Below are 22,744 nucleotides of genomic sequence, written 5' to 3'. Positions count from 1 at the left end.
AACGGTATCATGAAATCTCTTCATAAATTATTACTCGTACTATGCCTGCCAGCATTACTGGTGATGCCGGCATGTACAAAGAACTTCGAAGATCTTAATACAGACAAGAACAAATCAGGTGAAAACAGTGGTGTCCCTGAATACAACTTCACCCGTGCCATTCTTGAATTCACCGGTAACAGCGATTACAGCTATGACACATGGCGTGTGAACATTATCTATTGTTCCATGATGATGCAGCAGCTGGCTAACGTAAGCTGGTATGCAGGTGATAAATACATACAGAATGATGGCTGGGCAGCCGCTTATTTTGAACGCGCCTACCCAGATCAGATCAAGTATATCACTGACGTAATAAGGGTAACCAAAGACAACGCCTTTCTGTCTAACCAGTATAACATTGCGCGTATCGCCAAAGTAATGATCTTCCACCGCCTGACAGATATTTACGGAGACATTCCTTATTCTGAAGCAGGTAAGGGTTACAGCGACCGCAACTTCGCTCCTAAGTATGATGCACAGCAGGAGATCTACATGGATATGCTGAAAGAACTGGATGAAGCAGCGAAAGCACTGGATGCTACCAAAGCCATTCCGGGACAGGGAGACCTGATCTATAACAAAGGCGGTGCTATCCCTGCTGCGCAGGTAGTGGCCAATTGGAAGAAACTGGCTTATTCCCTGATGCTGCGTTTAGGTATGCGCCTGTCAAAAAGAGATGATGCAGTTGCCAAAACCTGGGTGGAAAAAGCATATACCGGCGGTCTGATCTCATCCAATGAAGAAAATGCCTTTATACTACATGATGCATCAGGTGGCAGGACAACCGTAAACAGGGTGAGCAACATCCTTTCCGGTGAGTGGCACGCCATCGATAACGTAGGTGAGGCCTGCATCAGTAAAACTTTCATGGATTTTCTGAAGAACAACAATGACCCACGCCTGCAATACATCGCGGTAGTACCTGCCAGCAACAGTGAAGTACCTGCAGATCAACTGGGCATGCCGAACGGTTATGACTCCAATGAAGGCGCTACCGATATCAAAAAGGCGCCTGGTTATCCCGGCGACACGAAAAAATATTCTGTGCTGAATAGAAACGTATTACTGAAGCTCAACGGACCTACTTTCCTGGTAACCTATGCACAGGTAGAACTCCTGCTGGCAGAAGCCGCCAAAAGAGGATGGAGCGTTGGTGCTGATGCCGCCACTCACTATAACAATGGCGTGAAAGCTGCAATGGAACAACTCGCACAATACAGCGCTAATGCTTCGATCAGCGGCGCTGAAGTGCAGGCCTATCTGACAGCTCACCCATATAAAGATACCGACGGTTACAACCAGATCAATACACAATATTGGGCAGCCTGTGTGCTGGACTGGTATGAAGCATGGGCCAACTGGCGCAGAAGCGGATATCCGCAGCTGACACCAGTGAACTATGTAGGAAATGCCACCGGTGGAAAGATACCACGCAGAATGCTGTATCCTTCCTCAGAACTCGCCTCTAACCCGACTAATTACCAGGAAGCCATTAAAAGACAAGGCACTAATGCTTTGACCACCCCTGTATGGTGGGATAAGCAGTAACAATTCTCGTATAGCCATCTATACCGCTATAAAAAAAGCAGCAATAACAAGCCGGACCTCTCAAGGTTCGGCTTTTACATTTCAAAACGGCTGTGACTGCGATGTTGCTACACCTGGGGCCTCCTATCTTTATCATGTAAGCTCAATCTATACTGATCTATACCATAACGCCTTACCGATGAAGCCCACAACATTTTCAGCTATGTAACACGATATATTTTATAAACCCCTAATTAAACAAGGCATGTCAACCAGACTGTTACCGGCAGGTTTCATCCTCGCCACCCTTTTCCTCCACGCATGCGGGGAAAGCAAGAAAAAGACGCCCGCACAGGACGCGGTTAAAGCAGCAACTGTCAACACAGCATTTGAAAGCAACCCTCCCATTGCCACCAGTATTAACGTAAGAGCACTAAAAGAACCGATCAATGGCAACAATGTCCTGCTTACTGCCACGTTTCCGCGTGGCGTGATCAAGGATAATCTTCACGCCATTGTTGTGAATGACGAAACACTCACGCTCCGCGACGATGGCAGTGAAGGCGATGAACAGGCAGACGATGGTATTTTCTCTATCGCCATCAACGAAGATCTCAATGCGCTCAAGGAAGACCTGATCGCTACCCAGACCGCCAATGTGGATAAACTGAACAGGAAAGAACACCTGTTCAGATGGAGCGGAAGGTCTGCTACTGTCATCGACAACCAGGTGAGAGAAACCAACGTCAGAAATCTCGATTTCGAGAAAGGTGCAGTCATCAATCCGGAACTCTTCAAACTGATCCCCGATCCGGAGTTAAGAGAGCGCTCTCTGATGATCACCGACCTGGGTGTTATTGAAGACCCCACCCGCACATTCAACCCCTGTACCCGTAAGGGCGACCCTGACGGCGTCTGGACCTTCGGTCACCTGATCACCCAGATGGCCAATACTCCGGCCACCGGTATCAGTGTAAATACCTTCCTTCAGTCCTGGCTGGAAAAATGGATGGCGGCGCAAATCATCAATGGGGACAATGTAGCTGCCCGTACCAACATCTTTAGCGTGGTGATCCTTCCCTGGTTACAGGCCAGCAATCCGGGTGCTATCATCAACACCGGCAACTGGAAAACATTCAAGTTCAACCTGTCGCTGGCCCCTTTCCGCCTGCTGGCGATAGTCAACCGTCTTGACCTGCGTGGCAACAGCGGGTATAAGATCAGTAATGCAGGAGAAGGCCGTTTTGTATTCAGCGTATTAGGTACCAATTGCAACCCGCTGCGGTTTACCACCATCCTGGAATATGGTATTCCCAAACGCACCTGCAAAGAACTACATGACTTCGCACAGCAATGGTGGGACCTGAAGGCACTGGTACCAGGTACGCCTGCTTATAATGACGCTTTACAGAAGATTACAGACCAGTTTACCGCCGCGGGGACCAGTCCATCCAAACCTAATGGAAGCAGCTTAAATCAGCTTAGAACGAACGAAATTGCACTTGCCCGTCCCTGGGAACTGAGAGAGTTTAAGATCGGAGAAAAAGGCCTTTTTGAAGAAGTGACCGTCAAACAGGAGCCGGCATTGAAATTCAACAGGTTATCCGGAGCTACACTGGCCGATCAGCAGGTACTGGCAGTATATGCCAACAATAACGAGCCTGACATCCTTAACCAGACCTATGTCGTGCCCGATATTGAGCCTATCAGCGTACTGAACTTCCTTGGAGGCAAATCACAGATGCCCGTACCTGCTCATTTCTGGGATGCCGCCACTGCTGCAGGACCTGCCCGTATCACCAACGATACGGTTCGTCACATCCTCTCGGTCAATACCTGCAGCGGCTGTCACGCCGGAGAAGCCAAAACTTCTGTAGGTAATCTCATTAACGATCCCGCAGGTATACCTCACGCTTCTTTCCTGCAGATAGCCCCACAACCTTTCGGTACCAAACCCACCTTGTCTGCCTTCCTGACCGGCGATCCGTCTCAGGCAGACGGCTTGTTCCGGGTCACAGATCCTGCTGGCAGACCAACCGGATCCCCTATTCAATGGACTTTCAATGACCTGGCCCGAAGAGCGGAAGACCTGCAGTTGCTGTTAAAAACAGAATGCGGGAAATCCAGACTGGTGGGGATCGTAAGAGCCTTATCCTTCAGACCATTGAATTTTACTCACTAATAGCTCTGGTTACAACAGCAAAAAAATCAGTAATTCCGTTCAGTGATGCAAGTGTTGCGAATCACCTCCATACGGTAACGAAATACACATTTATGTGGACGCGCCTGATAGCGCGGAATTCTCAAAACGATACTAAAATAACTCAGAAAGAGTGGCAGGAAGGATGATGATTACATCACAAAGCTAAGTGAAAAAGACGTGCGGGAAATACTGATTTTTGACCTGCAATGTACCGCTTTGATGCCGCTTTGATACCGCTAATCCTGCGTTAATCTTACGTTCATGAACGTAGGATTAACGCAGGATTAGCGGTATCAAAGCGGTATCAAGACGGTATCAAAACACACCGAAACCAGGGTATTGATCCCTTAGATGTTCGGTAGAGATTCGCTCGAGGTAGCCTCATCCTCCCTTAATCTTCCGTTCTGGAACGGAAGATTAAGGGAGGATGAGGCTACCTCGAGCGAATCTCTACCGAATCTCAATCGAACATAAAGCATAAAGCGCCTTAGTACAGAAAAACTTTACAGTTTATTGCGAAAATGCAGAATTGACTTTACAGGTGATAATATTTCCAAAAGAAATAGAGAATCGTTCTTTAAAAGGCAATTAGTTCTTTTTATTCCACATCTTCGAAAGTAAGGATTAGCAGTAATCATTATATCATAATCAATTCAAAAACAATTACATCAGAAAGATTTCTTGGTTGGTTACCGGAATTAAGTTTCCCTTTAATCTTAATGTATGCACCTGGAGTCATATGGGCTTTGTCTGCCTGTATATATTGTTCAGCTGTGAGAGAAGCTCTTGCTTTGATAATTTCATCTTCCTGGTACAGGTTTAAAATCACATCTCCTGCGCGCCTTCCGTCAGGGCCTAATTCGCCAGCCAGATGTTCTACAGACGCCATGAAGATATCTTCATGCCTATTTTGTTGTTCTGCATTCCGGAGTTCTTTACGAACGTCGTCGATACGCGAGAAATAATCACGCTGGACCTTTATTGATTTGTTCACCTGCATTTTTTCCGGTAATGGTAAGATACCTGCCCAGTTGAAATCAACAAATAAATCGAAGCCTTCATGTTCCTCCTGAAAGCTGGTAATAGCTTTGCAAAAATTGGATGATAATGCTGGTTTGGGTCCACTCTTAATTTCATCTACTAACTCAGACAAAGTATCCATCTGAATAGCAGTTACTAGTTTGGACAATCCCTGATTGATTGCCAGGGTTGTCTGCCTGGCAAATGGCATTACTTCTTCAAAAAGATTACCCTGATATTCTACTGCATTTACCGGACTAGAAATATTCAACACAAAACTTCCACTTTCAGTATGCCTGAATTTTGATCTATCTACCAGCTGAAGAGCCTCGCTCCTGGAAAGACGTGGATGATGATATTGGGGCTTCAGCACACTGCAGGCTGCGGAAAGAAACAATTCTTTCGCCCCACTAATAGCTGTGACGGCATAAGACAAAGGAATATACTGCTGCTCTCCACGGCTGTCTATAATCCGGAAACGTAATGCATCATCTTTCAGTTCACTGATGCGTGCTATTATAGCAGATACAGTATTACCAGATGTCTCTGCCAGTTTATTCACACATCGCTCAATAACCTCTGGATAATCAGATACATCCGAACTTATTGGAAACACCAATTGTCTTCTCTCATATTGAGGGTTAGACATGAGATATATACCATCTTTAACCAACGGAGGCAACAATTGCCAACCGAGTGATTTTGCGAAATCCCGGAGGTCAGCTGATGTAATCTTTTGAAATATCTCATTCATGGCTGCTGATAAATTAGTGTTTCATTTCTGCTCAATCTGGTAAAAATGTTTTTCAGATTGTCTACATCAAATATCTGTTGTTGTGGAATATAAACAGTCTGACTGGACATGTTTGCGGAAGATCGCGCTCCCTTAAGACTGACCCAGTATGCACACTTTTTAAGTATCAATTCACTTTCCGACACAGATAGCCATTCCTTCAAGTCCGACGGCAGAAATAACACAACCAATATACGAGGCGTTGCCAGGTCCTCCCTTCTTAAATCATCATACCTTGAAATACCATGTAACTCATAAGACAAAAAACCATTCTTTAGCCGTGGTATCCCTACAGTAGCCTTTAGCTGCACTTTTATGTCTACTTCTTCAATATTACCACCTCCCGGAAAAGGCCCCCAGCCAGTGATAACAGCATCAATTCCATTTCCGTCAGTGGCTCTGTTTGTATATGAACATCCTGCACCAGCATGCGATGTCACTGCATGTAAATAGGCGTAACTTATTTCGCTTTCAATGTCTTTTAGGCTCAATGCTCTCATAAACTAATTATTCAAGCAATATCACCAGTTTTTTCTAAAAAGATGTATTCATTCTAAGGAACACTTCCTTTCATATTCATTTTGTTCACATTGATTTTTTCATGCTCATAAGAATCCTAAACACGTTGAAAATTTCCTACTTTCTGAAATACCTGTTAAAATAAAACAACTGATACATGATCGAATTACTCCAGTAATCCCAGTTATGCTCTCCGGGACGCTCGATATAATCATGATTAATCCCTTGTTCCAGTAAACGCTGGTGTAACTGACGATTAACATCAATAAAAAAATCCTTCACACCGCAGTCTATGATCAATGCCAGCGAATCGTTCTTTAAGCCAGGCAACTGATTTACTACCACATTTTTGTCCCAATTATCGGCGTGATCCTTATAGGCCCCCAACCTTAAAGCCAGGTCCCAGTTATTGGGGAAAGGCCGGAAATCCACGCCCCCGCTCATGCTACCTGCAGCGCCAAAAGTATCCTGATGACGGATGGCCAGGTAGAGGGCGCCATGTCCGCCCATGCTTAAGCCGGTGATAGCACGGTACTGACGGGATGCCTTTGTGCGGTAATGCTGGTCTATCCAGGCCGGGATTTCCTTACCTACATATGTTTCAAAACGCATGGTACTGTCCACAGGGCTGTCCAGATACCAACTGCCGTAAGCACCGTCCGGACATACCAGTATCTCCTGGTAAGCGTCCGCCATGGCCGCAATGCCGGGGATTTTCCTGATATAATCCGCATAATTCCCACTATAACCATGAAGGATATATACCACGGGATAACGCTGTTCTTTATCCTTATAACTGTCCGGTGTTATTACCACACACTTAATACTTCTATGCATAGCATTGCTAAAGATGGCGATAGTGTCCACGCTGGCAGCCTTTGTAGTCAGAAAGCCGCTCAAGACTAACAGCGTTCCTATTAAATACTTCATAACCAAGAATTTTTCTTTAAAATAATCTGTTTAGGCTATGCTTGCAAATTATTAGTTGGAATACAATTTATTTTGATTACTTTTGATATCATAATGATATCAAAACAACATTACTTATGGAAAAGATCATCAAGCCCGTATCGGGCTACCTTGCTATTGTTCTGGCCCTGATTAGCTTCCCCTTATCCATCATCTTTTTCGTCCTGCTGGGACAGACCGGTAATGCCGGATTTTTCGTGCTGGCCGCATTGGCTTTCATTGCCTTTGTCTTCCTGGTGAAAGGCATCCTGATCGTGAACCCCAATCACTCCCGCGTACTTACCTTCTTTGGTAAATACATCGGTACCGTAAAGGAAAATGGACTGATGTGGGTAAACCCATTGTACAAAACAGTACACCTGTCTTTAAGGGCGCATAACCACAACGGGCAGCAGTTAAAAGTGAACGACAAACTGGGTAACCCCATCGAAATTGCTGCTGTTATTGTATGGAGGGTAAGTGATACCTACAAAGCATCCTTCGAAGTAGACAACTACCTGCAGTATGTGAACGTACAAAGCGAAGCAGCCGTACGCCACCTGGCAGTAAGTTATCCTTACGACAGAATGGAAGACGAAGGCGTAGAACAGGACATCACCCTGCGCGATGGTGGCGATAAAGTAAATGAGATGCTGGAGAAAGAGTTGAATGAACGCCTCGGACCCGCCGGTATCGTTGTGCTGGAAGCGCGTATCAGTCACCTGGCTTACGCTCCTGAAATTGCAGGCGCGATGTTACAACGCCAGCAGGCAACTGCTATCGTTGCGGCCCGTACCAAGATCGTGGAAGGCGCGGTAGGTATGGTAGAACTGGCACTGGACAGGCTGTCACAGAAAGAAATAGTAGTACTCGACGAAGAACGTAAGGCTGCCATGGTATCCAACCTGTTGGTAGTACTTTGCGGAGAATCGAAAGTATCGCCTGTTGTCAATACCGGCACACTACATCAATAACCAGTAAATAAGGGGTATGGCGGAAAAGAAATCATTCGTATTAAGGGTTGACAGCGAGACTTATGAAGCACTTGAAAAATGGGCTGCGGATGAGTTCAGGAGCATCAACGGTCAGCTGGAGTGGATTATACACCGCGCCCTTAAAGAGGCTGGAAGAACACCCAAAAAGGGAAATCCTCCTGATAAAGAGAAGCCCGGAAAGAAACAATAAAAAATGCCGCGAAGATCTTCGCGGCATTTTTTATGCATGATGTTATTTGCAACTATTACTTCTTCGCTTTCTGCATTGGATTACCACCAGTAGAGGCACCACGTACACTCTGTGACTGACGGAACAATTCAAAACGGGAAGGAGCTACCACACGAGGCCAGCTATTGTTGGACTCATCGATATCAGCCGTTTCACGCTGAGGATCCAGTTTGATACCCACCACTTCTTTGTCTTTTGCGAAAACTTTAGAAACATGGTTTTCATTCTTACGCCAGATATATGCAGAGATACGGTCAGTTTCCTTCGTACCGTCAGCATATGTCCATTCGATGATCAGTGGCATTACCAGACCTCCCACGTTAGAGAAAGATAATTCGTAGAAGTTCTTCTTGCTTTCATACAGGCGTTTCTCTTCAGGAGTAAGGCCTGCACTGAATGTATCATAACCAGCTTTATCTTCAGGTGTCACCTCAAAACGATTCCATTTCACATAGAAGTCCTGCAGGCTTGTATCCTGATCTACTGCGAACTTCATACCCGCAGCTTTGTTGCGTGCACGGGAAATATGATCAGCAGCGTGGTCGTATTTCGCTTTTGCTTCAGCCTTGCTGGTCTGCGGATCCTTGGTATCCAGACGGAACCATTTCACGCTATCGAGGGAGATATCAACAGGCTCTATACCGTAGAACCAGCCACGCCAGAACCAATCCAGGTCTACCGCAGAAGCATCTTCCATGGTACGGAAGAAGTCAGCAGGCGTTGGATGTTTGAACGCCCATCTGCGTGCATATTCACGGAAAGCGAAATCGAACAGATCTCTTCCCATCACCGTTTCACGCAGGATGTTCAATGCAGTAGCAGGTTTTGCGTATGCGTTCGGTCCGAACTGCACGATATTCTCAGAATTCACCATGATAGGCTCCAGCTGATCTTTCGGCATCTTCATATAGTCGGTGATCTTGTAAGCAGGTCCACGGCCGGAAGGGAAGTTGTTATCCCACTCCTGTTCTGTGAGGAACTGGCAGAAAGTATTCAGACCTTCGTCCATCCATGTCCACTGGCGCTCGTCAGAGTTCACGATCATCGGGAAGAAGTTGTGTCCTACTTCGTGAATGATCACACCGATCATACCATTTTTGGTAGTCTCAGAGTAAGTACCATCTTTCTCTGCACGGCCATAGTTGAAGCAGATCATCGGATATTCCATACCATTCGCAGCTTCTACGGAGATCGCTACAGGATAAGGGTAGGGAATAGTATGTTTGGAATATGTCTTAACGGTATGTGCTACTACTTTGGTAGAGTAACGGTTGTACAGCGGATAAGCTTCCGGACCATAGTAAGACATCGCCATTACTTTCTTGCCTTCTACATTGGTCGCCATCGCATCCCATACCAGGCGGCGGGAAGATACCAGGGCAAAGTCACGTACATTCTGTGCTTCATATACCCATGTTTTACGGCCATTTGCATGTCCAGCCAGCGCTTTCTTCGCCTCGTCGAGTGTTACTACTTCCACTGGCTGTTTTGCAGACTGTGCCTGTTGCCAGCGTTGGAACTGTGCAGCTGTCAGCACATCCTTGTAGTTCTGACATTCACCGGTAGCACCTACCACGTGATCAGCAGGTACGTTCATGCTTACTTTGAAGTTACCAAAGGTGAGCGCAAACTCACCACGACCGGTAAACTGCTTGTTCTGCCATCCCTGGAAGTCAGAATATACTGCCAGGCGTGGATACCACTGGGTGATTGTATAGAGATAGTTCTTGTCGTCAGGAAAATATTCGTAACCACCGCGACCACCTTGTACCATACGGTCAGAGATGTTGTACCACCACTCAACTTTGAAGCGGAGCTTCTGGCCCGGCTGCAGTGTCTGTGGCAGGTCAATACGCAACATGGTCTGGTTGATGGTGTAAGATAAAGCCTTGCCGCTTTCGTCGGTAAGCTTCACGATATTCACACCAAATTGCTTGCTGCCCGGATTACCCAGTATACCGTTTACGGTACGCATACTCATCTTCTCAGACATTGTGCTGCCATCAAAGCTGTTGTTATCGCTCTTCAGGTCATGCTCATTTTCATCCAGTTGCAGCCAGATGTAGGTCAGCGGATCGGGTGAGTTGTTGTAGTACGTAACAGTTTCCGCACCTGTGAGCTTCTGCTGCTCATCGTCCAGCGTAGCGGAAATGTCATAGTCTGCCCGTTGCTGCCAGTATTTTGGTCCGGGCGCCCCGGAAGCAGAGCGGTATTCATTAGGATCTGTCAGCATAGTACCCAGCTGCTCAAAGCGGTTACCATGATTAGAGCCTGGATTCTGCGCCTGCGCTAATGCCGTCATAAAGCATAGGGCCAGTGCCAGTTTGAAGGATTTTTTTCTCATAAACAAGTCTATATTACAAAGGTCAGCAGCTTGGTTGTTACTGCTTACTTAACCATCAATTCCTGATAGCGCTCAACAGCCATCATAAAAGCAACCCCGAAAATGGCGGACGACAGGAACATATTCCAGTCTCTCCGCTTCACGCGCCTGAAATTTAAGACGATAGCCGCCAGTAAAAGCACGCCTGTAACGATCATGATCTGGCCAAATTCCAATCCTAAATTAAAGGCCAGCAGGGGGCGAACAATGTTTGTCTGTGTTCCCAGTAAACTTTTCAGATATCCGGAAAAACCCATACCATGGATCAATCCGAAAAAACCTGCGAAGAAGTAGTTGATCTGTAATTTACCCGGAACGGTTTGCTTCCTTACGACGTTTGAAAAAGCTGTGATGGCTATAGTTACCGGTATAAGGAATTCTATTACGTTACTTTTGATATATACCACATTCGTTACGCTCAATGCCAGTGTAATGGAATGTCCGATAGTAAAAGCTGTTACCAGCACCAGTACTTTTCTCCAGTCTTCCAGTAGGTATACAGCACATAATGCAGCAATAAATAATATATGATCCATCCCTGCCCAGTCTACAATATGCTGCCATCCCATCTGAAAGTACATCACAAACTCGTTCATTACCCTATATTTGTTGCCAGTTTCAGTAATTATACAAAGGTCATCATTAAAATTTAAAAATTTTTAGGCAAGTGGGGGTATTATTATTTAAATGGTTAGTTACGGCATTGGCGGTGTTACATCCTTTTTATGTGAGCGTCTCTGAAATAACGCACGATAAGTCCAAAAACGAGCTGCAGGTCAGCTGCCGCATCTTTGCTGACGACCTGGAAACTGCCATTAAAAAGCAGTATAAAGCGCCTCTGGACATCGTACATCCTGCCAACAAAGCTATCACCGACAGCCTGATAGCTGGCTATCTGGCCAAACACCTGTTTGTAACGACCGATGGTAAAGCCGTGCGCCTGCAATACCTGGGTTATAAGATCGAAGAAGAGGCCGCCTGGTGCTTTCTGGCTGCGGAGAAGATCCCTGCCTTCAAACGGGCCCATGTCAGAAATAACATCCTGTATGACGAGCATCCTAACCAGATCAATATGATCCACGTGATCCAGAACGCCGTGCGCAAAAGCACAAAACTGGACAATCCTACAACGGATGCTGACTTTTCCTTCTGATCCGGCTATCGCCTGTCAATGAATTTGACAGGCTTCCTGCTGCCTTCCGGGAACTGCATCTTCATGATGTCGGTCTGGGAAACATAGCGCACCTGCGGAATCACCCGCAGCTTCGCTTGCAGATAGGAACGGATCTTACGGTCAATATCCTCGGTTTCCGCTACCGGCCAGAGATGCAGCAGTATATCGTCAGTGCCTATTTCATTGGAGAATACTTCCACCACAAATTCCCGTACTTCCTCCATATCATTCAGCAAATCAAAAAGCGCAGGTGGGTATAAGGTAGTGCCTTTGTATTTGATCATCTGCTTCCGCCTGCCTATCACGGGCGACAAACGCATGGTATGCCTGCCACAGGAGCAAGGCTCATCATAATAACGGCAGATATCCCCGGTTTTATAACGCAGCAGCGGCATACCTTCTACGCCCAGGGTGGTAATGGTCACTTCTCCATCCTCTCCGGGACCAACAGGCTGATTGTTATCGTCCAGCAGTTCAACGTACAGCAGTTCCGGGTGGTGATGTCCCCCCTGCCCTACCTTGCACTCGGTAAATGCCGTCTGCATTTCTGTAGAAGCATAGGTGGAATACAGCTTGATATCCCATTGCTCCGTGATCTTCTTTCCCAGTACATTCAGGGAGAAATCTACATTCCGGATATTTTCTCCGATACATACCGCACTCTTTACGGAAGAGTCGTTGATATCGATGTTATGTTCTTTCGCAAAGGCGATCAGCTTCACAATAAAGGAAGGCACCGCTACAATAGTAGTAGGCTGTATACGGCGGATATTCTCCCATTGCAGGGAAGGTACACCTGGCCCTACGCGCAGCACGCCGGCACCCAGTTTGCGGATACCGTTGTAATAGGCCATACCCGCCATAAACTGGCGATCCAGCGTCAGCATCAGCTGGTAAATATCGTTCTCCGTACCATCTGCGCAGCAGAAGGAAATGTATTCATTGTAGGTGAGACGCTCCTGGTCTTTCTGCGTCAGCGCGATAATAACAGGCCGGCCCAGGGTACCTGAGGTAGTTGTATATTCAGCGATCTTGCTTTTATCCACACACAAAAAGTCCCAGTTCTGCTCCTGCAGATGTTCCTTCGTAACAGGCGGTATCAGCCACAGATCGTTCAATGACCTAACGGTAGAAGGCTGTATACCATGCTCCACAAACCATTGCCGGTAAAAAGGCGAAAACTCACGCAGGTAGCCCAGCAGGTGAAGTACTTCCTTTTCCTGAAATTGTCTGATAGCTGTTTTTGACTGCAGTTCAATGTTGGGTATGTACATGGTACTCAGTTTTCAGATCTCTATTACCACCATGGCAATAGCTGTTGCTTTTATATGTGACAGGGAAACCAGTATCTGCTTAATCTGCAATTCACTATAGCAGGATATTGCATTACCTGTCAGCTGTAATGAAGGCTTTCCTGTTTCGTCATTCCTGATCTCGATCTCGTCGAAGTTGATCTTTCCGTGGCCCCAGCCTGTGCCCATGGCCTTCAGGAAGGCCTCCTTCGCTGCAAAGCGGGCGGCATAGTGTTGTGCAGGACTTGCCTGCGCATCACAATAGGCAATTTCATGCGGCGTAAATACCATATCCCGGAATCCTTTTCCTTTTTCCATCTTGGCCGCAATGCGGTCTACTTCGATGATGTCAGTACCGATCCCGTATATCATGTCAATTACTTTTAGCGCATTTCTCCAATTGCCTGCGGATATGATCTTCTTCCGCTTTCGTTGCTATTACTTTAGTCAGTGCTGTTTTATAATAGCCTTCCGCTGCTTTATACTGCTTACGCTTAAATGCATAATCTCCTGCCAGCACATAGGCGTGATAGTATTCCGGGTTGAGACGGATGAGCTGTTTTACATCTACCTCTTTTCCATCCATGATATCAGCCTTCATAGCCCTGAAAGCTACGAAAGATTTATAATCCTGCGTTTGCAGGAAAGGATCTGCTGCAATGGTTTTTGTGCTGTCGTAGATCTCATGGTCATATTGCAATCCCTTCATACTAAACACCGAGTCCAGGTTGTAAGCAACAAACTTACCCAGCTGCCAGGGCGCTGTAGATACCCATACCAGCTTCTTCTTCGGTTCAAATACGACAGCGTGGTGCGCTATGAACTGGTTGATCGCTCTTTCATTTCCCATTCCGATATTCTCTCCATGCATGCCATAGCGGTCGCGCAGGATGTCGACCGTTTTCTGCACTGTATTAGGACCATGCTGCTGTAATAACTCTGCCAGACGATTGAAACGGTAACCGGAAGCAGTTTCATCCCGTTGTTTGGTATTCTTTTCTTCCTTCCCCAATGTAGCACCCTGGAAGTGATTGGTACAGGTAATGAATTGCCCTTTCGGGTCGTACATATCCATCTTCTCAGGTGTCTTCTCTATGATAGCCGCACGGTTGTCTTCTGCAGAACCTACCAGGAAAGATTCTGATACGAACATCTTATGTTTGCTGGCAATGGCCCAGGCTTCGTTGATGTTCTTCGCATACTGAAGTACTTCTCTCGCTACCAGCGATACCGGTGTGGCAGAGCCGGTAGGGATATCGCTTTTATCTGCATTGATGGTCACCGTCAGTCCTTTCTCATTCATACCCGAAGCTACGCCTGTAAAGCCGCCCCAGGTCACCGTCATAAAACGGTATCCTTTTTCAGGATGATAGAAAGCTACTATTTTATCTTCTGCGAATTTATCTCCTACATAAAAATCGAAGTTGCGGCCGATGATCAGACTACTGTCGGCAGAGGCGCCATTCCAGGTACCAAAGGAAGTACAGGCTACCAGCGCCATATTCTGCAGGGCATGCCCGATATCGTGTGCAGCATGATAGTTGAGGATACGCTCATAATTGGTACCGATGAAATCGTAATTGCCAGACGCAGAAAAAGAGATTCCATAGATCTCTTCTTTATTTTCTTCAGCAATATTGTTGGCGAGGTTTCTGTTGAAGAAGCCTACAAAGTAGCGGAGGAATTTCAGATACGACTGTGAAGGGATCATCTTTTTGATCTGATCAGTAAAATGATCTTCCTGTCGCTGTATCAGCTCTGCTGTCAGTTTACCTTCCACTACGCCTCTTTCAAAGGGTTTTCCTTCTACATACAGTTCATACAAACCACTCTCGCTTTTGCGGAACCAGCTGTTGCCGAGCGTATAGCTGGTGCTATCCAGTGGCTTGCGTTGCCATTGAAGGGACTGTTTGTCTGTTATTGCAGGCGGGTCTATATGGGATACACTCACCACATAAATCACCAATATGATCAGTAGTAATACAATTGCTCCCGTTACATACAACAGCGCCCTGCCTAGCCTACGCCATCCGTTCCGTTTTTTTCCCTTTTTCAATGACATCTCTCAATTAGATTTATGCTGCGTTAATATCGTTTATAAGCTTTTCCATGCCCAGTAACACCGAACTGGTGACCACTGCCGTCATGGTTACTCCCAAAATTCCATGCAAGTTCAGGTTTTGCCCGGTAAGATACAAATTGGGTAGCCTGGTGGCTGCCGAGATCATTGTTTTCAAGGGATCAGCGGCATCTTTTGCAATGCCATACATACTGCCTTCCGGCATAGCCAGATAGTCCCTGTATGTCAGCGGCGTGGAAGAATAATAGGCATGTATACAGTTGCGGAGGCCGGGATATTGTCTTTCCACGGCATCCAGCAGTTTCTCTGATTTTTCTTTCTTGAACTCCTGGTAGTCAGCGCAGCGCTCATCCGGGTGGGAGTCTGTATTAAAGGTATTGTGCCAACGTTCCACATCCGCATAACGCATATAGGTCATGATAGATATGTTGTCGGCAAACTGCTCCTTCCCCGTACCCGCAGATACAAACAGCGCGTAGGTATTCGGCCAGTTATCAGCTGTATAGTTCACGCCATCCCAGGCATTGTTAGTATCGTGGTGGTAGTAGTTGAAGTTCTGATATGGGAAGGTCCCCGGCTTCAATACCACGTTCAGCATGAAAGTACCTGGTGTATTTTCCAGCGTACAGATCCTGGCTTTATAGGCCTGCCGCAGACTGACACTTTCCGTCATTTCCATGGTCTTTGCCGGATGCAGCCCCGATACAAAGTGCCTTGCGGACACCTGTTCTCCGTTGGCCAGTACAATATGGTCTACCTTTCCATCAAATTCAACAATGCGCACCACTTCCGTATTCCGGATAATATTCCCTCCATGGTCTTTAATTACCTTGTTAAGCGCACGTGAGATCTGTGAACCGCCGTCCACACATTTCCAGGAGCTTTCTATATAGCTGTGCTGCACCAATGCATGTACATAAAACGGTGTTTTGCCCTGTTCGCCTGCATACAACAGGTTATTTCCTGCCAGCACATGCTGCAGCCGTTCATTATTCGTGATGCTACGTATGAAATCATACGTATCAATACTCATTACGCCTTCCTTCTCACGATAGTCGCCCATCCTCAGGTTGAACAGCGGGAATTTGCTACACACCTCCTGCATTTTTTCACAGTATGCGTGCAGCGCATCTTTTTCACCGGGAAAGTCCTTCAGCAGCTGTTTAGTAAAGTTGTCATAGCCCTGGGCCAGCTTGTATACTTTCTGCTCATTGCCAAAATGAATATGATCAAATCCATCAAGATCCAGTTGCCGCAGCTTCATTTTGTCCATGATGCCCAGATACCGGAATACCTGGTGCAGGTTCTGTCCTTCGGCCAGTCCGCCGATATAATGTACACCTGAATCGATAATAGCTTTGTCACGGGAAAATGTTTGCAGACAGCCACCTATCTGCCTGTTTTTTTCATAGAGGCAGACCTTGTAGCCATTCTTGCTCAGAATAGCGCCACAAACCAGGCTTCCGAGCCCGCTGCCTATAATGATCACATCATATTGCATGTACCGGGGATAACTTTTTGATAATGAAAATTACGTTGGAGGTATATTTTGTATTGTCTATCTGGTCCATTACCGCGCCATTGGCCATAACAATCTCCCGGATACGGGATGAAGAAAAGAACGACAGTGGTTTATCTTTCGTCTTATTGAATCCGATCAGTTTAGTAGAAAATAACTCCGTCAGTTTGGTGCCCTCATGCCTTTCCTTCAGGTCACTATCACCGTCACGCACGATGATCACACCATCAGGTCCCAGCTGGCTGATACAGGCAGACAGTACTTTCTCCTGTTCTTCCGGCTGCAGGTAGTGCAGCACATCACTGATCACATAAGCATCATACTGTCCGAATACATAATTGGTCACATCTGCATGTTCAAAACTCACCTGTTCATTCCGCAGGTAACAATGCTGTGCGGTAATGATCTTATCTTCGTCGTAGTCTATCCCCTTTACTTCCCGATCTTTAGATAACCAGTGCAGCATATAGCTCATAAAGCCATATCCACAGCCAATGTCGAGAATGCGTCCTTTTTTGGGTAACAACTGGTCGAACAATGCATAGTTACCTTCCAGTTTTGTTTTAATGCGCATGTACCATTCCAGTACAGGTCCTTTGTAAATATAGTTGTAGATGAGTTGTTCCCTGAAATAAGCCGGCACTTCTATTTCCTCACGCAGCTTTTCATATTCTGCCTTGAAATAACGGCTGATCTGTTTCGTACGCGCTGTATAATTCTCTCCCCAGGAAGTATCGCCGGCTTTGATCCTTGGCAGGTATTTCACGGTAATAGAACCGTCCTTCAACAGGAAGTCATTCTTGCTCATGGTATATGCCGTACCATGCAATATAATCGGCAATATATCCAGTCCCATTTGCTCCGCGATATAGAAGGCGCCTTTATGGAAACGCTTTATCGATGCATCGGCAGAACGTGTGCCTTCCGGATATACTACGATAGAGTATCCTTCTTCCACTTTCTTTCTCAGCTTTTCAATACTACCTTCTGCCCCTTCTGCGACCGGGTAATAGTCTCCCATTTTCACCACAGCACCGAATACCGGAGAGTTCCATACCCATTCACTGGTCAGCAGGATCACCTTTGGATTCAGCATGGTAGACACCAGGATATCCAGGAAGGACTGATGATTACTGATGATCACCGCAGGTGTATCCATCCTTTCTCCATCCGGATTGATGATCTTCTTCTTCACGTTGCCCATGATATAGATCACGGACTTTGTATAAGCTGATAAAATGCGGTGGTATAAAAATTTTGCTTTTGCCTTTTTCTTAAACGGATTGTACTTCACCAGTACCCATCCTATTACAGTCAGCACCAGACATCCTGAAGTAAAGTACGCAAAGGCGAAAACTGATTTTACCCATCCGTGTAAAGTCCATGGTGCTCTGCCTTTACGGGTACGGTTCGTGATCAGCCAGTTGAAGAGCAATGGGATCATTACCTGTGAGATCAACACTACACAGCTAATGCCAATTATAGATATCAATGCTACAGAACGCAATGATGGGTGCTGCGCAAATATCATTACACCTATTCCCAGTATGGTCGTAATAGCAGACAGAAAAATAGAAGACCGGAAGGAAGAGATATTTTCCTCTTTGCCAGACTTATACTGTTGTAACAAGCCATCCATTGTGAAGATGCTATAGTCATCTCCTAAGCCGAATATAAACGTACTGAGAATGATATTTACTATATTGAATTTAATACCGAACAACCCCATAATACCCAATATCCATACCCAGCTGACAAGCATCGGAATAAATGTGATCAATGCTAACTCTATGCGACCGTAGGAAATCAACAGTGCGAAGAACACGAGCAAAGAAGTCATCCAGGCAATGCTGTTGAATTCGTTACGCAGCACTTCCGCCAGGCGGTTTGCTACATACTGCTTATCTAGCACTGTCGTATGCTCCTGTTCTCCCAACGCCTTATATATGGCTGCTTTCTGTGTAGGATCTACCTTCAGCAGGGTAACCAGTGATACACGGTCTTTCTTTTCTGTGATAAAGTCGCCCAGGTTACCGGAACGTAATGCCTGCAGATCGCTTTCAGGAACAGGTGTAAAGTCTTGCTGCAACCACTGTGTGAAAGGATCAAAAGCGGCTGCTTTGTAACCTACTGCTGGTCCATGTTGCTGAAGATAGTTGACCAGTTGTTGTTTCTTCTCCGGCGTCCAGTAGGTATTCCAGCGTTGTATCCTTTCCTGTTGTTCTTTGTGGGACATCAGTAAGGTATTCACACCTGCATATTTCTTTACAATGCCCTTTTCCTGTAACTGATGTATCATCGGCAATAAGCGCTCACTGTGCTGCAATGCATCCTCCAGGTTAGAGCCATCAGTAACGAGGTAGATGGATTGCGCGGTATAGGCATTTACTTGATTAAACTTTGCTTCTGCTGCTTTGAGTTCGGGGCGCATGAAGTTCATACGCATCATGTCGCTTTCAAATTCCACTTTTCCAGAAGTAAAAAAGAAAATGACAGTGAGCAGGATTATGGCAATTACAAGATATTTATTCTTCTCAGGTTTGTATGCTGCCAGTTTATCGATCCAGGTATGCGTATGAGTTTTCGTTTGAGCTGCTTCCTTACCTAATACAATCCAATGTGGCAGGAATATCAGTGAAAACAATGCAGCACCTATCAAACTGTATGCGGCAAATTGCCCCACGTCGTGTAAAATAGGCGATTGTACAAATTGCAGGCAAAGAAAACCTCCTACTGTTGTAAAGCTTCCGATGGTCATCGGTTCAGCCAGATCACGGATCACCTCACGGATGTCAGTGGCATGACGATGATGATTAAAAATATGCAGGGAATAATTTACAGCAATACCAAGTACCGCAGCCCCTACTCCCAGAGCCATCCCCGAAATACTACCCTGTACAATGGCTATAATGGCCATTGAAAACAATGCACCGAATAATACTGGCAACATAATCAGTAATGGCGCACGTTTCTTTTTGAAGAAGAATGCAATCAATACTACCAGTATTGTTATTGTAATACCCAGCGTAAGCCACACATCCTGTTTGATCTGCGTGGCATTGCCGGCAGATACGGCTGCTGCTCCAAAGAAAGAAGCGGTAGCAGTTGCTGAGCTTTGCTGCAGTGTATCTATTTCTGCCTGTAATCCTTTCAGTAATACCACATTCCTTCCGGTAGCATTGGCAGGATTGGCAGGTGTGATGAACAATAACAGATTCCTTTGGTTCTTACTCATCACAAAACCATCGTACAACTCAAACTGTTCGTCGTACTGCAGGTGTTGCAGCTTTTTTATACCCAGCCAGGACATACCCACAGGGTCTGCTGCAATTACTTTCTTCACTACCAGGCCGGCAGGAGAGATCAGTGTATGATAATTATTTTCAAGCGTCTGCTGCAGCCTGTCTGGCATGATCAGCGAGTCGATCCTTTGATAGTCTTTTTCTTCGAGGAATACGGGCAGGTGCTGTTGTATTACCTGCATCAGGTCTAATACGGCAGCGTCTTCTACCTGTGCCTGAAAGTGTTTGATGTGGGGGGCATAGCGCTCATTCACGCGGGCAGTCAGCGCCTGCGCAAACGCAGTCAGACTGTCTGGCTGAGGCGCCTGCGTAGTATCTTTCTGGGAGATGGTGATCACCAGTTTGTCGGCAAACCGGGAATCACTGAACACCTGCTGTAATTTATTGAGCTTTTTATCCTGTGGCAGGATACGGGTAATATCTTCCTCCAGCTTAATACGGGATGCGAAATATCCAGCCAGGGCGAAACAGACAATGGTACAGGTCCATAGCCAGGCCTTATGCCGGTGGAAGAAATTATATATGCTTACAAATAATTTACCCATATCAATTCATACTGTATACTAACTGACCTGTTTCACCGGGTCTCTACGGAAGATAGCCAGCAGTATATAAACGAGCAAAAATGCCACCACACCTGCTATTATTGACAGTGTAACAGCGCCGGTCAAATATTGAAATAAATTTTGCTTGATCATGTCCAGTGTAAGATTGCTGGTAAGCGGCGGCAGGATACTGCCATCCTTTACCCACATCTTTCCTGTTGCAAAACTCGCAAAGATCACAAAGGGGATCATTGGCGGCAGGCTGACATGACAGGACATAAACACCAATGCTTTATTCAGCCTGAACAATACAGCCAGTGCCAGAGCAGTCACCATCTGGAATCCCCAGATAGGTACAATACCCATGAACACGCCAAAACCAACAGAGGCGGCCTTGCGTAAATTAGTTTCTTCCTTATTCAGCACATGATCATACCACATCATGCGCCAGCTCTCTGCTTTAAACAGGAAGCGGATAAAATCGCGCGGTTTGATGTAGAGGAAAGTGATCAGCACCAACACTGTATTCAACACGCTGATGCGGGAGAAATCCCTGAAAGGACGGAAATGAGACACTCTTTCCTCCGCAGGAGGATAGTATACTTTAATAGGCGCCCAGTCGATCTTAACCCCTTTCCAGGCGCTGCGCACCAGTACTTCTATTTCGAATTCATACTTGGTACACCAGAAACGCATTTTGCGCATGGCGTGAATAGGATACAGGCGGTAGCCGGATTGTGTATCCGGGCCTTTTAATCCTGTTTCCACATAGAACCAGAAATTGGAGAACTTGTTGGCAAAGGTGTTCTTACCGGGCATGTTTTCCTGTTGCAGGTTACGTGCACCAATGATAATTGCCTTTCGCTCTGTTTCCAGTTTCTCCAGCAATACAGGCAGGTCGGAAGCAAAATGCTGTCCGTCTGCATCCATTGTGATGACATATTCATATCCCTGCTCAATAGCAAAGCGGAAACCGCGACGCAGCGCAATTCCTTTACCCTTGTTGGAGATATATTCTACGCGTTGTATTTCCGGAAAAGCATCCAGTATGGCAGCCGTATTGTCTGTGCTGCCATCATTAACCACAATGACATGCGATGTATAAGAGAGTACATCTCTTAATACCGCCTCCAGCGTTCTGGCATTGTTGTAGGTTGGCACCAGTACTGCTGTCTTCTGCGCAGTGAACTGATCATGATATGTTGTCGTATCCGTCATTATGCATCTACAAATGTTCCCTGGAATTTCATAAAGGTGAGCGACTCATATTTCAGGGATGCAGTCACTTTTATTTCTCCATCCTGCAGTTTGTACTGAACACTTATATCTACCTTCGGATTGGCCGTAGGGTCGATCATGTTCAGGAACTTCATCTGGGACGCCTTTTTCAGCAACACCTTCTTTTGCAGCAGTCTTTCCAGCAGCTCCTGGATGGTCTGCATCATACAAACGCCCGGCACCACAGGACGGCCAGGGAAATGTCCTTCAAATACAGGATGTGCTGCATTCCACAAAACCTGGTAAGTTGCGGTTTCGCCGGCAGACTGTTCCTGCTCAAGTGTATATAGTTTTCCTGCTAACATTATTTCTGTACGCGTTGTAATGATATATTAAAAGTAAAGCCCTGATGACGGATAGATATTGTATCCGGCACTCCTGCTTCATAATTTCTCAGCCATACCTTTACTACCGGTTTGCGTTTGGAAGATTTCTCAATTCGTTCCAGCTGCGCACAGGCAGTATCAGTGATGTAATAATTATAGCCTTTTGCCGTAGGCACTACGGTGTAATGATAAGTACTATCCTGCATGACATGCGCCTTACTCAGATCAGGCCGCAGCAGCACCAGTTCAAAATCACCACGCAGTGTTTTCACCACTGCTTTTTTATCCATCTTTGGCAGCATGTAATGTTTTACAAAACCACCATCCCTGGTAAATTCAAAATCAAAGAACTTAAAGCCCATCTCATTAGCAAATACTACCCGCAAATTGCTATCCGGCATCTGCTTGAAGAACAGCAAACCACTCAGATGATGCTTCAGAATATCCACCTGTGTGCTGTACAAGGTATTGGCAAACTGTGGACGGAACTTCGCAATACAATTCACATCACCATTGGCCTGCTGCAGGTTTTTATATGCAGAACTACAACCGGATAAAAATCCTATCAA

Annotated in this window: 18 protein-coding genes; 5 read left to right on the top strand and 13 right to left on the bottom strand. The window is 46.0% G+C overall.

What is annotated here, in order from left to right; genetic code table 11:
- Nucleotides 1-9: 9 nt before the first annotated feature.
- Together CLV42_RS16755 and CLV42_RS16750 are read left to right on the top strand one after the other, a co-directional pair.
- The gene (locus CLV42_RS16755; protein WP_106603073.1) at nucleotides 10-1,590 is read left to right on the top strand and encodes a SusD/RagB family nutrient-binding outer membrane lipoprotein; all 1,581 of its coding nucleotides are present in this window, start codon (nucleotides 10-12) and stop codon (nucleotides 1,588-1,590) included.
- 244 nt (nucleotides 1,591-1,834) lie between these two features.
- Nucleotides 1,835-3,751, top strand: coding sequence for a choice-of-anchor X domain-containing protein (locus tag CLV42_RS16750; RefSeq protein WP_106603072.1), 1,917 nt, complete (start codon nucleotides 1,835-1,837; stop codon nucleotides 3,749-3,751).
- A gap of 658 nt (nucleotides 3,752-4,409) precedes the next feature.
- Here the strand turns inward: CLV42_RS16750 and CLV42_RS16745 are convergent.
- The 3 genes from CLV42_RS16745 to CLV42_RS16735 all read right to left on the bottom strand — a co-directional run bounded on the left by CLV42_RS16745 (nucleotide 4,410) and on the right by CLV42_RS16735 (nucleotide 7,034).
- Nucleotides 4,410-5,546, bottom strand: a complete 1,137-nt coding sequence (locus CLV42_RS16745) for a hypothetical protein (RefSeq protein ID WP_106603071.1) — start codon at nucleotides 5,544-5,546, stop codon at nucleotides 4,410-4,412.
- On the bottom strand, nucleotides 5,543-6,085 hold the full coding sequence (locus tag CLV42_RS16740) for a DUF4365 domain-containing protein (protein WP_106603070.1): 543 nt from the start codon (nucleotides 6,083-6,085) through the stop codon (nucleotides 5,543-5,545). The genes CLV42_RS16745 and CLV42_RS16740 overlap by 4 nt, the downstream gene beginning before the upstream one ends.
- A gap of 136 nt (nucleotides 6,086-6,221) precedes the next feature.
- On the bottom strand, nucleotides 6,222-7,034 hold the full coding sequence (locus CLV42_RS16735; RefSeq protein ID WP_106603069.1) for an alpha/beta hydrolase: 813 nt from the start codon (nucleotides 7,032-7,034) through the stop codon (nucleotides 6,222-6,224).
- Nucleotides 7,035-7,150: 116 nt separating this feature from the next.
- Here CLV42_RS16735 and CLV42_RS16730 point away from each other — a divergent pair, with 116 nt between their 5' ends.
- Complete coding sequence (locus CLV42_RS16730) at nucleotides 7,151-8,026, top strand: SPFH domain-containing protein (protein ID WP_106603068.1); 876 nt, start codon at nucleotides 7,151-7,153, stop codon at nucleotides 8,024-8,026.
- A gap of 16 nt (nucleotides 8,027-8,042) precedes the next feature.
- Nucleotides 8,043-8,237, top strand: coding sequence for a hypothetical protein (locus tag CLV42_RS16725; RefSeq protein ID WP_106603067.1), 195 nt, complete (start codon nucleotides 8,043-8,045; stop codon nucleotides 8,235-8,237).
- 55 nt (nucleotides 8,238-8,292) lie between these two features.
- Here CLV42_RS16725 and CLV42_RS16720 read toward each other — a convergent pair whose 3' ends face one another.
- Together CLV42_RS16720 and CLV42_RS16715 are read right to left on the bottom strand one after the other, a co-directional pair.
- Entirely contained in the window at nucleotides 8,293-10,620 is a 2,328-nt protein-coding gene (locus tag CLV42_RS16720; RefSeq protein WP_106603066.1) for a M1 family metallopeptidase, read from the bottom strand.
- Nucleotides 10,621-10,664: 44 nt separating this feature from the next.
- Nucleotides 10,665-11,255, bottom strand: a complete 591-nt coding sequence (locus CLV42_RS16715) for a HupE/UreJ family protein (RefSeq protein WP_170117541.1) — start codon at nucleotides 11,253-11,255, stop codon at nucleotides 10,665-10,667.
- A gap of 71 nt (nucleotides 11,256-11,326) precedes the next feature.
- On the opposite strand from CLV42_RS16715, the gene CLV42_RS16710 reads away from it, so the two are divergent.
- Nucleotides 11,327-11,812 (top strand): DUF6702 family protein, encoded by a 486-nt coding sequence (locus CLV42_RS16710; protein ID WP_106603065.1) that lies wholly within the window; start codon nucleotides 11,327-11,329, stop codon nucleotides 11,810-11,812.
- Nucleotides 11,813-11,817: 5 nt separating this feature from the next.
- On the opposite strand, the gene CLV42_RS16705 is transcribed toward CLV42_RS16710, so the two are convergent.
- The 8 genes from CLV42_RS16705 to CLV42_RS16670 are packed head-to-tail and all read right to left on the bottom strand — an operon-like array spanning nucleotide 11,818 to nucleotide 22,744.
- Complete coding sequence (locus tag CLV42_RS16705; RefSeq protein WP_106603064.1) at nucleotides 11,818-13,107, bottom strand: phenylacetate--CoA ligase family protein; 1,290 nt, start codon at nucleotides 13,105-13,107, stop codon at nucleotides 11,818-11,820.
- A 12-nt stretch (nucleotides 13,108-13,119) separates the two neighbouring features.
- On the bottom strand, nucleotides 13,120-13,497 hold the full coding sequence (gene acpS, locus CLV42_RS16700) for a holo-ACP synthase (RefSeq protein WP_106603063.1): 378 nt from the start codon (nucleotides 13,495-13,497) through the stop codon (nucleotides 13,120-13,122).
- Between the two features lies 1 nt (nucleotide 13,498).
- Complete coding sequence (locus CLV42_RS16695; RefSeq protein ID WP_106603062.1) at nucleotides 13,499-15,187, bottom strand: C45 family peptidase; 1,689 nt, start codon at nucleotides 15,185-15,187, stop codon at nucleotides 13,499-13,501.
- 13 nt (nucleotides 15,188-15,200) lie between these two features.
- A complete protein-coding gene (locus CLV42_RS16690) occupies nucleotides 15,201-16,706 on the bottom strand; it encodes a phytoene desaturase family protein (protein WP_106603061.1) in 1,506 nt (501 codons plus the stop codon).
- Nucleotides 16,696-20,571 carry a trifunctional MMPL family transporter/lysophospholipid acyltransferase/class I SAM-dependent methyltransferase gene (locus tag CLV42_RS16685; RefSeq protein WP_106603060.1) on the bottom strand — a complete coding sequence of 1,292 codons (3,876 nt, stop codon included), beginning with the start codon at nucleotides 20,569-20,571 and terminating at the stop codon, nucleotides 16,696-16,698. The genes CLV42_RS16690 and CLV42_RS16685 overlap by 11 nt, the downstream gene beginning before the upstream one ends.
- An 18-nt stretch (nucleotides 20,572-20,589) precedes the next feature.
- Entirely contained in the window at nucleotides 20,590-21,789 is a 1,200-nt protein-coding gene (locus CLV42_RS16680) for a DUF2062 domain-containing protein (RefSeq protein WP_106603059.1), read from the bottom strand.
- The gene (locus tag CLV42_RS16675) at nucleotides 21,789-22,154 is read right to left on the bottom strand and encodes a 3-hydroxyacyl-ACP dehydratase (RefSeq protein WP_106603058.1); all 366 of its coding nucleotides are present in this window, start codon (nucleotides 22,152-22,154) and stop codon (nucleotides 21,789-21,791) included. Before CLV42_RS16675 ends, CLV42_RS16680 begins: the two co-directional genes overlap by 1 nt.
- Entirely contained in the window at nucleotides 22,154-22,744 is a 591-nt protein-coding gene (locus CLV42_RS16670; protein ID WP_245901673.1) for a hypothetical protein, read from the bottom strand. Before CLV42_RS16670 ends, CLV42_RS16675 begins: the two co-directional genes overlap by 1 nt.

Origin of the sequence: Chitinophaga ginsengisoli, from assembly GCF_003014595.1 — a bacterium.
In the GTDB taxonomy this organism is placed as follows: domain Bacteria; phylum Bacteroidota; class Bacteroidia; order Chitinophagales; family Chitinophagaceae; genus Chitinophaga; species Chitinophaga ginsengisoli.
This window is presented reverse-complemented; position numbering and strand designations above follow the sequence as displayed.